We start from the raw sequence: 15,914 nt of genomic DNA, 5'->3' as shown, positions 1-15,914 counted from the left end.
CGGTGCAGACGCCATATTCACCAGATTCGATGCGAGCCAAGGCCGCCAGGATCTGCTCGGCTTCGTGGATATGCTGCACTTCCAGCCCTTCGTTGGTGGCCAGTTCGCCCAGATCATTGGCCTGATCCGAAAACTTGGCCGAAAGCGGCTGGCCCGTCGCCTGCTCCAGCCGGGCGATCTCGGCGTGCACCTCGCTCAGCCGCCCGCGCAGAGTGTCGGCGATCTGCTGCGTGTTCATGTCTTTTCTCCTTCCACGAGGGCGGCGATCTGATCGAGCAGCGCCAGCCGCTCTTTCTTCAATTCCTCGGCGTGGCTGTCGTCCATCGCCGGCGCCGCCCCGGTTTCACTGCGCCGGATCTGATCGTCCAGCGCGGCGTAACGGTCGGCCAGGGCGCGAAAATGACGATCTGTTTCCTTCAATTCGCGCAAGCGTTCGGCCGCAGCAGGGAAAATATCGTGCAGGTCTTGCGGCAGATGGCTCATGCGAAATTCTCCCAAGGGTTATCCTCCTCGTCAATGTGAGCTTGCACTGGGCCGCTTCCCATCGTGACAAATGCGTATCCCAGCACGGCGCGCCAACATTGCGCGGTTGTAATAATCCATCTAGACGCCGCACACCCTGTTTCCATTCGGAGCCGCTCGATGATCCGCTCAGCCGCCGCCTTCTTTCTGCTCGTCGCTGCTATCCCTTCCGGCACCCCCGCGCTGGCCCAAGCTGCCCGTCCTCCGGCGCCAAAGGCGTGGACGCTCACCATCGGCATCGCACCCGTTGTTGCCCCGGTATGGCAGGGCAGCCGCGATCACGGCCTGTCGATCTTTCCCGATCTGCGCCTGAATTACCGAGACGATGTGTTTTTCTCCATCCCCGACGGTTTGGGCTGGAACGCCGTGAACCGCGATGGCTGGAAGCTGGGCCCGTTGGCCAAACTGCGCTTTGGCCGGCAGGAAAACACCGGCGGATCGCCCTTCCTGATCACCGGCGGCAGTACGGCGCTGCGCGGTATGGGCGACGTGGGCGTGGCCGGCGAGTTTGGCGGCTTTGCCCAGAAAAGCCTGGTGGGCGGCAAGCTGCGCCTGCGCGCCGAAGTACGGCAAGGCACCGGCGGCCACAGCGGCCTTGTGGCCGATACGATCGTGGGCTGGAGCGACCGCAAGCAAGATGCCAGCCTGCTGTGGAACCTGTCCTTGCGTGCCACCTGGGCCGACAGCGATTATTCCAACGTGTATTTCGGCGTCACCCCCGGCCAGGCCGCCGCCGCTGGTCTTCCCGCCTTTCGCACCGGTAGCGGGCTGATTTCAGCCGGGGCAAACGCCGCGCTCACCAAGCCATTGGGGCGTTTTGGCAAGAACGGCGCGCTGACCCTGTTCACCAGCTATGACCGACTGGGCGACGTGGCGGCCGACACGTCCCTGATCCGCCAACGCGGCCAACGCGACCAAGTGTCGGTGGGGTTGGCATATGGCGTGCGGTTCGGCTGGAACTAAAGGGTAAGGAGCGTCAGGCCTTGGCCTTGCGCGTGCGTTTGGCGGGCGTTTCGGTAGTGGTTTCCTCTGCCGCACGAGGAGCGGCCGCCAACAACGGCGCGAGATATTTGCCGGTCCAGCTGCCCTCGCACGCCGCCACTTGTTCGGGCGTGCCAGCAATGACGATATGGCCACCCTTGTCACCGCCGTCGGGGCCGAGGTCGATGATCCAGTCGGCAGTTTTGATCACATCGAGATTGTGTTCGATGACGACGACGCTGTTGCCTTGCTCCACCAGTGCGTGGAGCACTTCGAGGAGTTTGCGGACGTCTTCAAAGTGCAGCCCGGTGGTGGGTTCATCAAGGATGTAAAGCGTGTTGCCGGTGGCGCGGCGGCTGAGTTCCTTGGCGAGTTTGACGCGCTGGGCTTCGCCGCCGGACAAGGTGGTGGCCTGCTGGCCGATCTTGACATAGCCAAGGCCGACTTCGTTCAGCATGGCAAGGCGTTCGCGGATCGGCGGCACGGCTTTGAAATACTCGACGCCGTCTTCCACGGTCATGTCCAGCACGTCGGCAATGCTTTTTCCCTTGAACTTCACTTCAAGCGTTTCGCGGTTGTAGCGTTGGCCATGGCACACGTCGCAGGTGACATAAACATCGGGCAGGAAGTGCATTTCGATCTTGATGAGGCCGTCGCCCGAGCACGCCTCGCAGCGGCCGCCTTTCACGTTGAAGCTGAAGCGGCCGGGCTTGTAGCCGCGGGCCAGGCTTTCGGGCAGGCCGGCGAACCAATCACGGATGTTGGTAAAACAGCCCGTGTAGGTGGCGGGGTTTGATCGCGGCGTGCGGCCGATGGGCGATTGATCTATGTCGATCACCTTGTCGAGATGCTTCAGCCCATCAAGCCCGTCGTGCGCGGCAGCGAGCACCCGCGCGCCATTGAGTTCGCGCGCGGCGGCATTGTAGAGCGTATCGATGGTGAAGGTGGATTTGCCGCTGCCCGAAACGCCGGTGATACAGGTGAAGGTGCCCAGCGGGATACTGGCGGTGACGCCCTGCAAATTGTTGCCGCGGGCGTTTTTCACGGTGAGTTTCTTGCCGCTGCCCTTGCGGCGAACGGTGGGCACCGGGATGGAGCGGCGACCGGAAAGATAGGCGCCGGTGATGCTGTCGGGGCTGTCGAGGATATCCTGCAGGCTGCCGGCAGCAACGACATGGCCGCCGTGCACGCCGGCACCCGGCCCCATATCGACGACATAATCGGCGAGGCGAATGGCGTCTTCGTCATGCTCCACCACCAGCACGGTGTTGCCGAGATCGCGCAGGCGTTTCAGCGTGATGAGCAGGCGATCGTTGTCGCGCTGGTGCAGGCCGATCGACGGTTCATCGAGCACATAGAGCACGCCCGACAGGCCGGAGCCGATCTGCGAGGCAAGGCGGATGCGCTGCGATTCGCCGCCCGACAGCGTGCCGGATTTGCGATCAAGATTGAGATAATCCAGCCCGACATTGTCGAGAAAGCCGAGGCGTTCGGTGATTTCCTTCAGGATGCGATCACCGATGGCGCGCTGTTTGGGGGTGAGGTGATCGGCGACGCCGCGCGCCCACGCCAGCGCCTGGCCCACCGGGCGGCGTACGGCGGTGGCGATGGTTTCGCCAGCGATCTTGACCGACAGTGCTTCGGGGCGCAGCCGGTCTCCGTGACAGACATCGCAGGGGGTGGGAGATTGGTAGCGCTCCAGTTCCTCGCGCATCCAGGCGCTTTCGGTGTTCAGGCGCTTTTCGAGGTTGCGAACAACGCCTTCGAAGGTTTTGACCACTTCATAGGCCTTGCGGCCATCTTCGAAGCGCAGTGCGATGGCGCGGGCGCCGGTACCGAACAGCACGGCGCGCACCGCTTCGTCGGACAGTTCAGCCCATTTGTTTTTCAGGGTAAAGCCATAGGCGCGGCCGACACTGGCCAGCACCTGCAGATAATAAGGCGAGGGCGGGTTGGACTTGGCCCACGGTGCCACGGCGCCCTTTTCCAGCGTGAGCGCATGGTTGGGCACGATCAGATCGGGATCGAAGTGCTGTTTTTCGCCAAGGCCATCGCACGCCGGGCAGGCGCCTTGCGGGGCGTTGAAGGAGAACAGCCGCGGTTCGATTTCGGAGATGGTGAAGCCGGAGACCGGGCAAGCGAATTTTTCGGAAAAGAGGATGCGGCGCTCGGGTTCAGGAGCGTCGGCCGATGCATCGGCAAGTTCGACAAATGCCAGACCTTCGGCCAGCTTGAGCGCGGTTTCAAAGCTTTCGGCAAGGCGCGATTCAAGGCCTTCCTTCACGGCGAGACGGTCCACCACCACGTCGATGTCGTGCTTGTATTTCTTGTCGAGCGCCGGGGCTTCCTCGATGGCGTAGAATTCGCCGTCGATCTTGACGCGGGTAAAACCGTCCTTTTGCAGCAGCGCCAGTTCCTTGCGATATTCGCCCTTGCGGCCGCGCACGATGGGGGCGAGCAAATAAAGGCGCGTGCCTTCCGGCAGCGCCATGACACTGTCGACCATCTGGCTGACGGTTTGTGCGGTAATTGGCAGGCCGGTGGTGGGGCTGTAGGGAATGCCGACGCGCGCCCACAGCAGGCGCATGTAATCATAGATTTCGGTGACGGTGGCGACGGTGGAGCGCGGGTTCTTGCTCGTCGTCTTCTGTTCGATGGAGATGGCCGGGGACAGGCCTTCGATATGGTCCACATCGGGCTTGGACATCATCTCGAGGAACTGGCGCGCATAGGCCGACAGCGATTCCACGTAACGGCGCTGGCCTTCGGCATAGATGGTATCAAAGGCAAGGGAGGATTTGCCGGAGCCGGACAGCCCGGTGATCACGGTGAGCGCGTTCTTGGGCAGATCGACGTCGACGCCTTTGAGATTATGCTCCCGCGCGCCGCGCACCTGGATATGGTTCAGCATTGCCCTTTGTTCCACATTTGTTCGATCCATGCAAGAAGCTGGATCCCAGCCGTGCGTTACGGGCCACGCCGACGCAGGGCAAGGGCGGCACTGTCGCGGGACCGCAGATGCTGTGGTTGTGGCCGCAAGATTTGAACCGCCGGTGCGCACAAGCCACCCCCGAATGGATCGGGGATGGCCGTGCAATGCGATGCTCTATCAGACAGCGATAGAGCCGGGAAACAACAGGTGCCTACAGACCTGCAAGCCGTCGGCTGCGGCCTTCCAGCCACGTGCCAGCCAGCAATGCCGCGATCACCGCGTAAGACCAGAAGATCAACCCGACCGCGTAGGCCCAGGCGAAGCTGCCGTCCTCGGAGAAGCTGCCAATGTGCACCAGCAGGCCGACCAACTGGAAAGCGGTGGCATACATCGGCCAGAAGCGGTCACTGGTAAGAGCAAGTGCCAGCAGGCCAAGCAGCAACCCAAAATCCACAGCGAGCACGCCGTACTCCATCTGCTGATATTCAGCATGGATCATGCGAGTGGCCAAGGTGGCCGCCAGAAAGCCGATCGCGGCCAGTTGTTCATCGCGGCCGCCCCAGCCAAAGGCCAGCAACGCCGCAGCGACAACGGTAACAACAGCAAGAATTTCTAGAAACATCGTCCTTACTCCAGACGAGAAGCGGAAGCTGGCGCATGCGCGCCAACGCCCAAGTTTCAGCTCAAAAGGGCGAAACCCCAGCTCATGCCGCAATTGTGAGGTGGCGGCGCGGCGCGACAGTTTCGTCGAGGCTGGCTTCTGCGGGCGGGCAGTTGCCCATGAAGTTCACGGCGTCGAGGCCGATCTGGGTCTGTGCGGCGCGCAGCGATGCGTGGGTGGCGATGATGCGCGAGCGCGCTTCCACCAGTTGCTGGCAGGTGGCCATGGCGTTCATCAAGGCATCCTGACCAATGCAGGCGGCGAGATTGGCTTCTTGAGCGGCCATGGGCATGATGGCGGTGAGCTGCGCAACGGCTGACACAGCGGCATTGATGGCGGCTTCGGCGGTGAACAGTTGCTCGGCAATCTTGTTCGCGGCGATACGACGTTCTTTAAGCATTGCACAATCCTTTGGTAAAAGAACTGGCCGCTGATACGCGCTGCCAGTTGGTTGAACGTCCTCCCGGACGCCACGCAACTGGTTCCGGAAGTTTTAAAGCAAGCTCTTCAGTGCGGCCAAAGCAGCAAGGATGCCGCCAAAGCTGAGCGCAGAAGCCATCGAAATCGCCAAAATCCAGCCAAGCCGGTGACCGATCCCAAGATTATTCCTTTGTCCCCACGGCCGCGTCTGATGAAACGGAGTGGAGTGGAATGGCCGGGCACCAATGCCAGGGTCGGGGGCTGCAATACCCGGCCAGTCCGTTGCAAGTGTCGACGAGGCGACATTGCCTACTGATGCAACTGGACGGGCGAGGGAGCCACCTGAAGGATCAGCATCCAACTTGTCAGGTCCTGGATGCAGCGTCCTTGCGAGGGATCCATGTTCAAGCGGATTGGGGTCGCTGGAACGGGTGGAGGCTGCATCCGGTTCCTGAGAAGCCGGTGACACAATCCTCGCTGATTTCGTGCCGGCAGCAACATCCGAAGCTTGGTATATCAACTCCTGATACGCAACTTCTGTCGTATCCTTGGCCACGGGCTGCGCGACACCAAGGAGAATTTCGGTGTGGACGAGAGCACGGGCGGCCTCGATCCGGTTGGTCACCTCAAGCTTCCGTATGGCTTGGCGCAGCCGCATATCAACGGTGTGCGGCGACACACCGAGATGGCGAGCGATATCCTTGCTGGTCATATGCTGGAAAACGAGGCGCAAACAATTGCGCTCAGCATCATTCAACAGCGTCACACGCGTATTGCGCGGGCTTTCGGGGTTATGCCGTGTTGCCACTATAGAACACAGTGACGGGAACCCGGCAAAGTCAAGCGATGCCACTCCCGAGCCCCCGGAATTGTTGGAGAAATCATCATACGGCATAGCCGCGACCCCATGCGACGCTAAAGTTAACCGTACCTATCTGCCTTTCCTATCAGTGAAACAAGGCGCAACCCGTATATTTACGGTGACGAATTGCCACAACGCGGCAAGGTTAAACCTTTTTTCATCAGTTTTGCAAGGTTTGTTGCATTTTGGCATCTACGTCTCTGCGCAAGCCGTCCAAATCGGCCACCGGAGCGAATCGCCTCTGCAAAATCGCTCGCATCACGTGCGCGCAGAAAAGCGGGCTGTTCGCGGCGGCGATGGCCTGTCACCATGGAGGCTTATCAATCATTGATGTGGGGCTTGATAGGCTGATGAGCTGGGAAACCGAGATCGATGAACTGGGCCGCCGCAAGGTGGCCGCACATGGCATGGGCGGACCGGAAAAACTCGCCCGTCAGCGCGCCCACGGCAAGTTGAACGTCCGCGAGCGCCTGGCAGCACTTGTTGATCCGGGCAGTTTCCACGAGGTCGGCGAACTGGCCGGCTTTGCCCGTTACGACGAAGCCGGCGAGATGACCGGGTTCCAGCCGGCCAATTTCCTGTTTGGCCATGCCACGATCGGCGGCCGCCCGGTGGTGGCGACTGCTGATGATTTCACTGTGCGCGGCGGCGCGGCCGATGCCAGCCTGCACCGCAAACTGATCGCCGCCGAACAATTGGCCAGCGAATACCGCCTGCCGCTGATCCGCATGATCGAAGGCACCGGCGGCGGCGGCAGCGTGCGCACGCTTGAAACCGCCGGCTACACCTACATCCCTGAAATCCCCGGCTGGGAGTTGATGACCGCCAATCTGAGCCATGTCCCGGTGGTGGCGCTGGGCCTGGGCCCGGTGGCGGGGCTGGGCGCCGGGCGCATGGTGATGGCGCACTATTCGCTGCTGGTGGACGGGCTGGCGCAGATGTTCGTCGCCGGGCCGCCGGTGGTTGCGGCGGCGGGCGAACACCGCACCAAGGAGGAATTGGGCGGCGCTGCCATCCACGCCTGCAATGGAGCGGTCGATGACCGGGTGGCAAGCGAAGCCGAAGCCTTTCTGCGGACGCGCTGGTTCCTGTCGTATCTGCCGTCTTCGGTGGAGGAACTGCCGGCACGGGCGGCATGCCAAGACCCTGTCAACCGGGCTGAGGAATGGCTGGTCAGCGCCGTGCCGCGCGATCCGCGCCGGCTTTACCCGGTGCGACCCATCGTGGAAGCCGTGGTGGACAAAGGCAGCTGGTTCGAGATCGGGCGGGAATGGGGCACTGGCGTCGTCACTGGCCTGGCGCGGCTGGATGGTTGGCCGGTCGCCATCGTGGCGTCCAACCCCGAAAGCCTGGGCGGGCTGTGGACAGCGGCCACTGCGCGCAAGGTCGAACGCATGGTCGATCTGGCGGACACCTTCCATCTGCCGATCATCCAGCTGGTTGATAACCCCGGTTTCCTGATCGGCCGGCGAGCGGAGGAGGAAGCCACAATCCGCGGGGGTGCACGCGCGTTGGCGGCGATATATCAATCGTCCGTCCCCTGGTGCTGCGTGGTGATGCGCAAGGCATACGGCATGGCGGGCAGCGGCCACGCCCCGGCAGACCGGTTCCGCTGGCGCATGGCCTGGCCATCGGGGGATTGGGGTTCACTGCCGATTGCGGGCGGATTGGAAGCGGCCTACCGCGCGGACCTGGAAGCCGCCGAAGACCCGGCCGCGAAACTGGCCGAGATCAGAGCGCGGCTGGAGCAGGTGCGCTCACCGTTCCGCACGGCGGAAAAGTTCGGCGTCGAGGCGATCATCGATCCGCGCAGCACCCGCGCCGAACTGTGCCGGTTTGCGGGCATGGCGCAGCGGGCGTTGAAGCCGGGGGCGAAAGGGCGGGGGCTGCGGCCATAACAGCGCAGCACCTGCAGCCGGCCTGGCCTCACTGCGGCGGCGACATCCCCATCGCCTGCATACGCTTCATGCCTTCGATCAGTTCGGGCTGGCTGACAAAGCCATCCTTGTCCGCATCGAGCAGGCTGAACCCCATCTCGCGGCGGCCGGCGGCGATCCATTCGTCCTTGCTCCACTTGCCGTCCTTGTTGGCATCGGCGGCCATCAACCGTTCGCGCGGCGTGGAGGGCGGCATATCCTGCGCAAACGCGGGCGCGGCGAGCAGGGCAAGAGCGAACAGCAGGCGCATCAGATCATTCTCCGGAAGAAGGTGGGCAGCCTGGTAACGGCCGGGAGGGCTGCAATCCCCCGCTATTCCCGCCGCAGATTGTTCAAGCGGTCGCGGGTGACGGGATAATCAATGCCTTCGGGTATGGTGAGCCATGGTTCGCCTTCGACCGTTTCAAATGCGGGCTGCACGTAGGGCGCGGGCAGGGCGTTGACGCGTTCGAACAGCACGGCCAGCGTTTGATATTGCGCCAGCCGGTGCATATTGCACCAGGTGGGGAACACCATGGCGGCACGACCGGCGTCATAATCGCTGATGGCCTGCGCCGCGGTGGTCCAGCGCAGCGCCTTGGCTTCGAAACCATCGGGGGTGATGGCGGCGCTGGCAGAGCGGCCGGCATCAGCAAGATAGAAGCGCGTATCGAAGCGCCGGACGATGGCGGCGGCGGCCGGCGGCTCCCAGCGGGCGAAGGGGATGAAGCGCGCCGCCTCCACCCGGTGGCCCATGGCGCCGAGCAGGCCGGCAAAGCTTACCGATTCGGCTTCGTCAGGCCCGCTGGCCAACACGTGCCGGGCTTTGGCCAAGGCGGTTTCATCGGGGTGCGGGCCGTCGGTGAGCAGCACGCCCGTTTCTTCCAGCGCCTCGCGGGCACAAGTGACACGGGCGGCGGCGTCGATATCGTCGAGCCCGTCAAAACCGAAGCCCAGCAATTCGTTGCGTGCGATGCGGATGTCGCCCGCGTCCACCCGGCCGCCGGGAAACACCAGCGCGCCGCCGGCAAAGGCCAACTGCTCCCCGCGCTGCACGAGCAGAAACTCGGGCACGCCGCCGGGGCCTTCGCGGGCCAGGATAACGGTGGCGGCCTGGATGGAAACAGGTTTTGGCGTATCGGTCATGGCCGCGATGATAGTGCGTCTTGCATGGCTGCCTTCCTGTGCTATCGGGCAGGGCGGATACAGGGGCCGGGCAGGGCGCCATCTTTCAAGGAGCCGATTGGCATGAGCGTGCGTCCCTGGCGCGACATCACCCGCCGCAAGAGCCGGCAGATCATGGTGGGCAAGGTGCCCGTGGGCGGAGATGCGCCGATTGCCGTTCAGACCATGACCAACACCCCCACCGAAGACGCCGGCGCGACCATCGACCAGATCCGCGCCTGCGAAGACGTTGGCGCCGATATCATCCGAGTCAGCTGCCCAACCAAGGAAGCCACCGCCGCGTTCGGCGAGATCTGCCGCGCCGCCAAGGTGCCGATCGTTGCCGACATCCATTTTCACTACAAACGCGCGTTGGAAGCGGCTGACGCTGGCGCTGCATGCCTGCGCATCAACCCCGGCAACATCGGCAGCCGCACCCGCATCCGCGAAGTGGTGAACGCCGCCAAGGCCAACGGCTGCGCCATTCGCATCGGCGTGAACGCCGGCAGCCTCGAAAAACATCTGCTTGAAAAATACGGCGAGCCATGCCCGGAAGCGCTGGTCGAAAGCGCACTGGAGCACATGAAATTTCTGCAGGACGAGGATTTTCACGAGTTCAAGATCAGTGTGAAGGCCAGCGACGTGTTTCTGGCGGTCGCGGCCTACAATGGCCTGGCCGACGTGTGTGATTATCCCCTGCACCTGGGCATCACCGAAGCCGGCGGCTTGCAGGGCGGCACGGTCAAATCCTCCATCGGCATGGGCATGCTGCTGTGGGCCGGGGTGGGCGATACGATCCGCGTGTCGCTGTCGGCCGATCCCGTGGAGGAAGTGAAGGTTGGCTATCACATCCTGAAATCGCTGGGCATTCGTGCCCGCGGCGTGCGGGTGGTGTCGTGCCCGTCGTGTGCCCGCCAAGGCTTTGATGTGGTGCGCACGGTGGAGGCGCTCGAAACCCGGCTGGCCCATATCACCACGCCGCTGTCGCTGTCGGTGCTGGGCTGTGTGGTCAATGGCCCGGGCGAAGCGCGCGAAACCGATATCGGGCTTACCGGCGGCGGCAATGGCCGGCACGCGGTATTCCTGTCAGGCATTTCCGATCATGTGATCGACAGCGAACACATGCTGGAACACATCGTCAAGCTGGTGGAAGCCAAGGCAGCCGAAATCGACGCCGTCAATGCGGCTGCCGCGCTGGCCGCTGGATAAGCACTGATGCACGGCGGCCCGCCGCGTCCGCACCGCGTCGAAGAACCTGTGCGCCAGCAGGCGGTGGCCTATGGCTATGGGGTTGGCCAGTGGTGCTTTGGGCTGGGTGCCGTTGCCGTGTTATTCGAAGCGTTCGGCCTTGGCTTTGATGGGGAGCGCATCACCTGGATCGCCGGCCTCACCGGCATGGCTGCGCTGGGATGGTTGCTGAAGCGGCTGTGGCTGCCTGACCGCGTGGACCGGGGGCTGCGCTACTGGCTGTTTGCGCTGCCATCGGTGAACCTCGCCTTTTTCGGTGTGATGTGGATGTTCAAGGCGATGGGGCGGATGCTGTAGCCGGCGCCGGCGCTGCCTGTTTGGACAATGGACAGATCGGCCCCGGCATCGCAACCTGAGTCGCAGCTTGAGGAGGCCTTGCCATGACCGAAGCGATCCGTCCGTTCACGCTGAACATTCCGCAAGCCGACCTGGACGATCTGCAGCGGCGGCTGGCCGCCACACGCTGGCCGGAGCCTGAAACCGTTGGTGACTGGCGGCAGGGCAGCCCGTTGGCCGCGGTGCAGGCGTTGGCGGCGCACTGGCAAACCCGTTATGATTGGCGCGCGTGCGAGGCGCGGCTGAACGCGCTTGGCCAGTTCAAGACCATCATCGACGGCCTCGATATCCATTTCCTGCATGTGCGCTCGCCGCATCCGGATGCCATTCCGCTGATCATCACGCACGGCTGGCCGGGATCGGTGATGGAGTTCATGAAGATCATCGGGCCACTAACCGATCCGGTGGCGCATGGCGGCAAGGCCGAGGATGCCTTCCACCTTGTCATGCCATCACTGCCGGGCTTCGGTTTTTCCCAAAAGCCGGCGGACGCTGGTTGGGGCGTACCGCGTATCGCGATGGCGTGGATCACGCTGATGCAGCGCCTGGGGTATGAACGCTGGGCAGCGCAAGGCGGCGATTGGGGTTCGGCGGTGACCACGACCATCGGGGTCATCAACCCGCCGGCGTGCGCGGCCATCCACATCAACATGCCGCTGATCTATCCCGGACCGGACGATCTGGCCGATCTGACCGATATGGAAAAAGGCGCCATCGCATCGCTGCAATATTATCAGGAGTGGGATTCTGGCTATTCCAAACAGCAGCAAACCCGGCCGCAAACACTCGGATACGGGCTGGTGGATTCGCCCACCGGTCAGGCAGCGTGGATCTATGAAAAAATGTGGGCGTGGACCGATAACAAGGGCGTGCCCGAAGACGTTTTGAGCATGGACGAAATGCTCGACAACATCATGCTGTATTGGCTGCCCGGCACCGGCGCATCGTCGGCGCGGCTTTATTGGGAGAGTTTTGGCGCTTTTGGTGGTTCGGTGCCGCTGTCCTTGCCGGTGGGAGTGAGCATCTATCCCAAGGAGATCTTCCGCGCCTCCCGCCGCTGGGCGGAAAAGCACATGACCAACATCATCCACTGGAACGAACTGGCGCAGGGCGGGCACTTTGCGGCTTGGGAACAACCGGCGGTTTATGTGAACGAAATCCGCACCTGCTTTGCCAAGATCCGGTGACAGCGCGGCTTGTCTCGGCAGCGTTGTGGGGGCTGGTGGGCGCGGCCAAGATGGCGGCGCTGGCGCTGTTGATCGGCGGCGATTGGCGGCCGGCATTGCTGGCGCTGGCTGCCGCATGGAGCTTGGCCGGAGCGGCGTTGTGGCTGCGGGGCTTGCGTCGGGTTTGAACTGCGGCCAATGCCTTTTCCCATGATCCGTCCCGCCACGCCCGCCGATATTCCCGCCATCCACCGCCTGATCGTCGAACTGGCGATTTATGAAAAAGAACCGGATGCGGTAAATGCCACCCACGCCGATCTGAACGCCGCGCTGTTCGGGTCGCGGCCCACCGCCGAATGCGTGCTGGCCGAATTGGACGGGCAAGCGGCCGGGCTGGCGCTGTTCTTTACCAACTTTTCCACCTGGACCGGCAAGCCCGGCCTGTATCTGGAAGATCTGTTCGTGATGCCGTCGGCGCGCGGTGCCGGGCTGGGCAAGGCGCTGCTGGTGCATCTGGCGGGCATCGCGGCGGCGCGAGGCTATGCCCGGTTCGAATGGAGCGTGCTGGATTGGAACGAGCCGGCCATTGGATTTTACAAGGCACTGGGCGCAAAGCCGATGGACGAATGGACGGTGATGCGCGTCGAAGGCGAGGCGCTGGCAGTGCTGGCTGGCACCTGAAAAAGGCGGCCCGCGTGGGCCGCCTTTTCCTTCACCGATGGCTGGCGGATTACCGCGGCGCGCCCGGGTGTTCCTTTGGCGAAACGTCAAGCGCGCCCGCCTGCGCCGCATTATAACGGTCGATCGATTCGAGGATCAGGCGCTCGGCGGTGGCCTTGCCTTCCCAGCCTTGGCATTTCACCCATTTGCCAGGCTCCAGGTCCTTGTAGTGGGTGAAAAAATGCTCGATCTGTTCAAGCACGATCTTGGGCAAATCGGTGTATTCCTGCACGTCCTCGTAATAGGGGTGCACCTTGTTGACGCTCACACACAGCAATTTCACATCGCCGCCGGCATCATCTTCCATCATCAGCACGCCCACCGGGCGGACGCGCGCGATGCAGCCGGGGATGAACGGCGAGCGCGCCACGATCAGCGCATCGATGGGATCGCCATCGTCGGCCAGCGTGTGCGGAATGAAGCCATAATTGCACGGATAGCGCATGGCCGTGTGCAGGATGCGATCGACGAACAGCGCGCCCGATGCCTTGTCGAGCTCGTATTTCACCGGCTCGCCGCCCAGCGGGCATTCGATGACGACATTGATATCGTGCGGCGGGGCAACGCCGATCGGAATCGCATCGATACGCATGGTGCAAGATTCTCCTGAGTTTCGTACGGTGCGCGAATTACGGGGCCGGGGCGCGGTTGTCCACGGGGCAAATATACGCCGCTTGTTGCAGGAAGGGTGAAACATGCCGACAATCGGGGGGCAGATCTGGCCGCAAATCTGGCCATGGCTTGCACTGCTGGCAGGCGGACTGTGCGAGGCGGGCTTCACCACATCGCTGCGCCACATCGATGGCGGTCGCAACATCGGCGCAATTATCGCTTTCCTTGTCTCGATTTCGGCGTCGATGGGCCTGCTGGCCCTGGCCGGGAAGCACATCCCGATGGGCACCGCCTATGCGGTGTGGGCCGGGCTGGGCGCGGCCGCGACCGTATTGGTTGGGGTGGCTTTTTATGGCGAACCGTTCTCGCTGGTTCGCGGGCTGCTCCTCACCGGGCTGGTGGGGTGCATCATCGGCCTGAAGACGCTGGCGTGACGGGTCACTTCTTAGCCGTCAGCAACATCTCCAGCGGGCTGGTCGTCGTGTTGCCGATGCGTTGCAGGCGCGGATAGCGCAGGCCGCCGTACCATGCGAGGTCGATGCTGCGCACCCGGTCCTCGCTTTTCACCACCAGGCGGATCGGGGCGGCGGCGCCCTTGGCCGCGCTCACGGCGGCTTTCAGCGCATCATCACTGAACGGCACCTCGTTCACCGCCAGCAGCACGTCGCCCACCGCCAGGCCGGCATCATAGGCTGCGCTGTTCCAGATCACCTGTTCCACCTTGCCCGCGGTGCCCAGCACCAGCCCGCCCGAAAACGCCAGATTGACGGTGCGGCGGGTGGCATCGGTGAAGGCAGCGGTCGGTTTGTCGGTGTAAACCAACTTCCATCCCGCCAATTCAAGGCCCTTCAGCGGTGCGCCATCAGCCTTTTCCGTAAGGCGGCGTTGCAGCAGCCCGGCCCAGTCATACGGCTGTACCGCCTGCAGATCGACCACCAGACTTTTGAAATCATACGGCTTCACGCCCCAGTCGCCTTCGCCGGTGCCAAAGAAACGGCGGGCGAAATCATCGAGGCTGCGCTGCCCGGCGCTTTCGCCGCGGATGATGGCATCGGCCTCCAGCCACATCAGCAGGCCTTCATTGTAATAATCTTCCGAACGCTGAAAGCTCGGCCAGCCCTTGGGCGCCCGCGGGGTAATCAGCGGATCGTTGGTGGTGTCGTCCAGGCTGCGCCAGCTGCGCGCCGGGCGATTGTCGAGGGTGGCCGCGATGTTCGCCAGCTGGTCCAGCGTGTCGTCCACACTCACCAGCCCCGAACGCGCCTGCAGCACATAGCCCCAGAATTGCGTCTGCCCTTCATACACCCACAGCAGCGAATTGCGCATCGGCGTGCGGAAATCCGGCGTCACCAGATCGGCGCCGCGCCGGTGCTTGCCGTTCCAGCTGTGGGTGAATTCGTGCGGCAGCAGATTGCGCCGGCCAGGGCCTTTTTCCCAATCTGTGAAATAGCCGGTGTCCACGCCGTTTTCAGAACTGCGGTGATGTTCCAGCCCGATGCCGCCCATTTTCTCGGTGAGCGACAGCAGCAGATCATAATGATCGAATTGGCGGGTACCGAACAATTTCACCGCTTGGCTGACCAGCGCCTTGTGCTTGCCGATCTGTTCGTCGCTGGCCTTCAGAAAACGCGCCTCATCGGCCACCACGTTGAGCGTGACATTGCCGCCCAGATCCCATTTGGCGAAATGCCGCCCGGCAAAAAACGGGCTGTCCACCAGCGTTTCATAATCCACCGTTTGATACGACACGCGGGTTCCGGCGCGGCTGGCCTCCCTCATGGCTGAACCGGCCTGCCAGCCCTGCGGCCAGGTGACGGTCAATTCCACCGGGATCTGACGCGTGAACCAGCCCGCCGGATACAGCGAGACGCTGTTGGGCTGCAGGTTCATCATGTCGCTGGTGACAACGATGCGGCCTTGTGGCCCTTCGGTGGCCGAAAGAAACTGAAACCGCACATCCAGCGCGGCGGCGCCCGCCGGCACCTCCACCCAGAAAGCGAACATGTCCACCAGATCGCGCTTCCATGTCAGCACCTGGCCGCCCGCGCGGATTTCAAGCCCGGCCAGTTTCTCGATCTCGCCGCGCGGCGCGTGCTTGCCGGGCAGAAATTTGGGAAACAACAGCGCCATGCGCTTGCCCGCCAGTTCGGGTGGAACCGGGATGGTCTGCTCCACCCTGAACACGCCGCGCACCGTATCGGTGGCATCAACATGCAGCCGCAGCGTGCCGGGGAAGGGCGCATCACGGGCGGTGGGCAACGCATCGACAATGGGGAGCGGCTGGGGCATCGAACGCTGGGCTACAACCGGGGCAGTGATGAGGGCGGAAGCGAGAAGCAGGATGGTTCGCATGACCGCCGATTAGCGCGCGAAA

18 protein-coding genes are annotated in these 15,914 nt (G+C 63.2%); 8 read left to right on the top strand and 10 right to left on the bottom strand.

What is annotated here, in order from left to right; translation table 11 throughout:
* Both ACESL8_RS11665 and ACESL8_RS11660 read right to left on the bottom strand, forming a co-directional pair.
* Nucleotides 1–238 (bottom strand): hypothetical protein (locus ACESL8_RS11665; RefSeq protein WP_372919031.1); only part of this gene is annotated, 238 nt, incomplete at its 3' end.
* Nucleotides 235–483, bottom strand: coding sequence for a YdcH family protein (locus tag ACESL8_RS11660; RefSeq protein WP_372919029.1), 249 nt, complete (start codon nt 481–483; stop codon nt 235–237). The genes ACESL8_RS11665 and ACESL8_RS11660, both read right to left, overlap by 4 nt.
* A 159-nt stretch (nt 484–642) precedes the next feature.
* Here ACESL8_RS11660 and ACESL8_RS11655 point away from each other — a divergent pair, with 159 nt between their 5' ends.
* On the top strand, nt 643–1,485 hold the full coding sequence (locus ACESL8_RS11655; protein ID WP_372919027.1) for a MipA/OmpV family protein: 843 nt from the start codon (nt 643–645) through the stop codon (nt 1,483–1,485).
* Between the two features lie 13 nt (nt 1,486–1,498).
* Here the strand turns inward: ACESL8_RS11655 and uvrA are convergent, their stop codons facing one another.
* The 4 genes from uvrA to ACESL8_RS11635 form a co-directional block, all read right to left on the bottom strand.
* Entirely contained in the window at nt 1,499–4,414 is a 2,916-nt protein-coding gene (gene uvrA, locus ACESL8_RS11650; RefSeq protein ID WP_372919025.1) for an excinuclease ABC subunit UvrA, read from the bottom strand.
* Nucleotides 4,415–4,646: 232 nt separating this feature from the next.
* Nucleotides 4,647–5,150: a hypothetical protein gene (locus ACESL8_RS11645; protein ID WP_372919023.1), complete on the bottom strand. Its 504-nt coding sequence runs from the start codon at nt 5,148–5,150 to the stop codon at nt 4,647–4,649.
* Complete coding sequence (locus ACESL8_RS11640; protein ID WP_372919021.1) at nt 5,140–5,496, bottom strand: hypothetical protein; 357 nt, start codon at nt 5,494–5,496, stop codon at nt 5,140–5,142. Before ACESL8_RS11640 ends, ACESL8_RS11645 begins: the two co-directional genes overlap by 11 nt.
* 93 nt (nt 5,497–5,589) lie before the next feature.
* Nucleotides 5,590–6,324, bottom strand: a complete 735-nt coding sequence (locus tag ACESL8_RS11635; RefSeq protein WP_372919019.1) for a LuxR C-terminal-related transcriptional regulator — start codon at nt 6,322–6,324, stop codon at nt 5,590–5,592.
* A 404-nt stretch (nt 6,325–6,728) separates the two neighbouring features.
* Between ACESL8_RS11635 and ACESL8_RS11630 the strand changes: the two genes are divergently transcribed.
* The gene (locus ACESL8_RS11630) at nt 6,729–8,276 is read left to right on the top strand and encodes an acyl-CoA carboxylase subunit beta (RefSeq protein WP_372919017.1); all 1,548 of its coding nucleotides are present in this window, start codon (nt 6,729–6,731) and stop codon (nt 8,274–8,276) included.
* 28 nt (nt 8,277–8,304) lie between these two features.
* Here ACESL8_RS11630 and ACESL8_RS11625 read toward each other — a convergent pair whose 3' ends face one another.
* Together ACESL8_RS11625 and ACESL8_RS11620 are read right to left on the bottom strand one after the other, a co-directional pair.
* Nucleotides 8,305–8,565 carry a hypothetical protein gene (locus ACESL8_RS11625; protein ID WP_372919015.1) on the bottom strand — a complete coding sequence of 87 codons (261 nt, stop codon included), beginning with the start codon at nt 8,563–8,565 and terminating at the stop codon, nt 8,305–8,307.
* Nucleotides 8,566–8,627: 62 nt separating this feature from the next.
* Nucleotides 8,628–9,440, bottom strand: coding sequence for an NUDIX hydrolase (locus ACESL8_RS11620; RefSeq protein ID WP_372919013.1), 813 nt, complete (start codon nt 9,438–9,440; stop codon nt 8,628–8,630).
* 102 nt (nt 9,441–9,542) lie between these two features.
* Between ACESL8_RS11620 and ispG the strand changes: the two genes are divergently transcribed.
* The 5 genes from ispG (at nt 9,543) to ACESL8_RS11595 (ending at nt 12,889) form a co-directional block, all read left to right on the top strand.
* Nucleotides 9,543–10,667 carry a flavodoxin-dependent (E)-4-hydroxy-3-methylbut-2-enyl-diphosphate synthase gene (ispG, locus tag ACESL8_RS11615; RefSeq protein ID WP_372919011.1) on the top strand — a complete coding sequence of 375 codons (1,125 nt, stop codon included), beginning with the start codon at nt 9,543–9,545 and terminating at the stop codon, nt 10,665–10,667.
* A gap of 6 nt (nt 10,668–10,673) precedes the next feature.
* Complete coding sequence (locus ACESL8_RS11610) at nt 10,674–11,003, top strand: hypothetical protein (protein WP_372919009.1); 330 nt, start codon at nt 10,674–10,676, stop codon at nt 11,001–11,003.
* Nucleotides 11,004–11,086: 83 nt separating this feature from the next.
* Nucleotides 11,087–12,229 (top strand): epoxide hydrolase family protein, encoded by a 1,143-nt coding sequence (locus ACESL8_RS11605; RefSeq protein WP_372919007.1) that lies wholly within the window; start codon nt 11,087–11,089, stop codon nt 12,227–12,229.
* Nucleotides 12,226–12,396, top strand: a complete 171-nt coding sequence (locus ACESL8_RS11600) for a hypothetical protein (RefSeq protein WP_372919005.1) — start codon at nt 12,226–12,228, stop codon at nt 12,394–12,396. Before ACESL8_RS11605 ends, ACESL8_RS11600 begins: the two co-directional genes overlap by 4 nt.
* A 22-nt stretch (nt 12,397–12,418) precedes the next feature.
* The gene (locus ACESL8_RS11595) at nt 12,419–12,889 is read left to right on the top strand and encodes an N-acetyltransferase family protein (protein ID WP_372919003.1); all 471 of its coding nucleotides are present in this window, start codon (nt 12,419–12,421) and stop codon (nt 12,887–12,889) included.
* 49 nt (nt 12,890–12,938) lie between these two features.
* Here the strand turns inward: ACESL8_RS11595 and ppa are convergent, their stop codons facing one another.
* On the bottom strand, nt 12,939–13,520 hold the full coding sequence (ppa, locus tag ACESL8_RS11590; RefSeq protein ID WP_372919001.1) for an inorganic diphosphatase: 582 nt from the start codon (nt 13,518–13,520) through the stop codon (nt 12,939–12,941).
* A 103-nt stretch (nt 13,521–13,623) separates the two neighbouring features.
* Between ppa and ACESL8_RS11585 the strand changes: the two genes are divergently transcribed.
* The gene (locus ACESL8_RS11585; protein WP_372918999.1) at nt 13,624–13,974 is read left to right on the top strand and encodes a multidrug efflux SMR transporter; all 351 of its coding nucleotides are present in this window, start codon (nt 13,624–13,626) and stop codon (nt 13,972–13,974) included.
* A 4-nt stretch (nt 13,975–13,978) separates the two neighbouring features.
* On the opposite strand, the gene ACESL8_RS11580 is transcribed toward ACESL8_RS11585, so the two are convergent.
* Nucleotides 13,979–15,892 carry a M61 family metallopeptidase gene (locus tag ACESL8_RS11580; protein WP_372918997.1) on the bottom strand — a complete coding sequence of 638 codons (1,914 nt, stop codon included), beginning with the start codon at nt 15,890–15,892 and terminating at the stop codon, nt 13,979–13,981.
* Between the last annotated feature and the right edge of the window lie 22 nt (nt 15,893–15,914).

This window comes from Sandarakinorhabdus sp. (genome assembly GCF_041689835.1).
Lineage (GTDB): Bacteria > Pseudomonadota > Alphaproteobacteria > Sphingomonadales > Sphingomonadaceae > Sandarakinorhabdus.
This window is presented reverse-complemented; position numbering and strand designations above follow the sequence as displayed.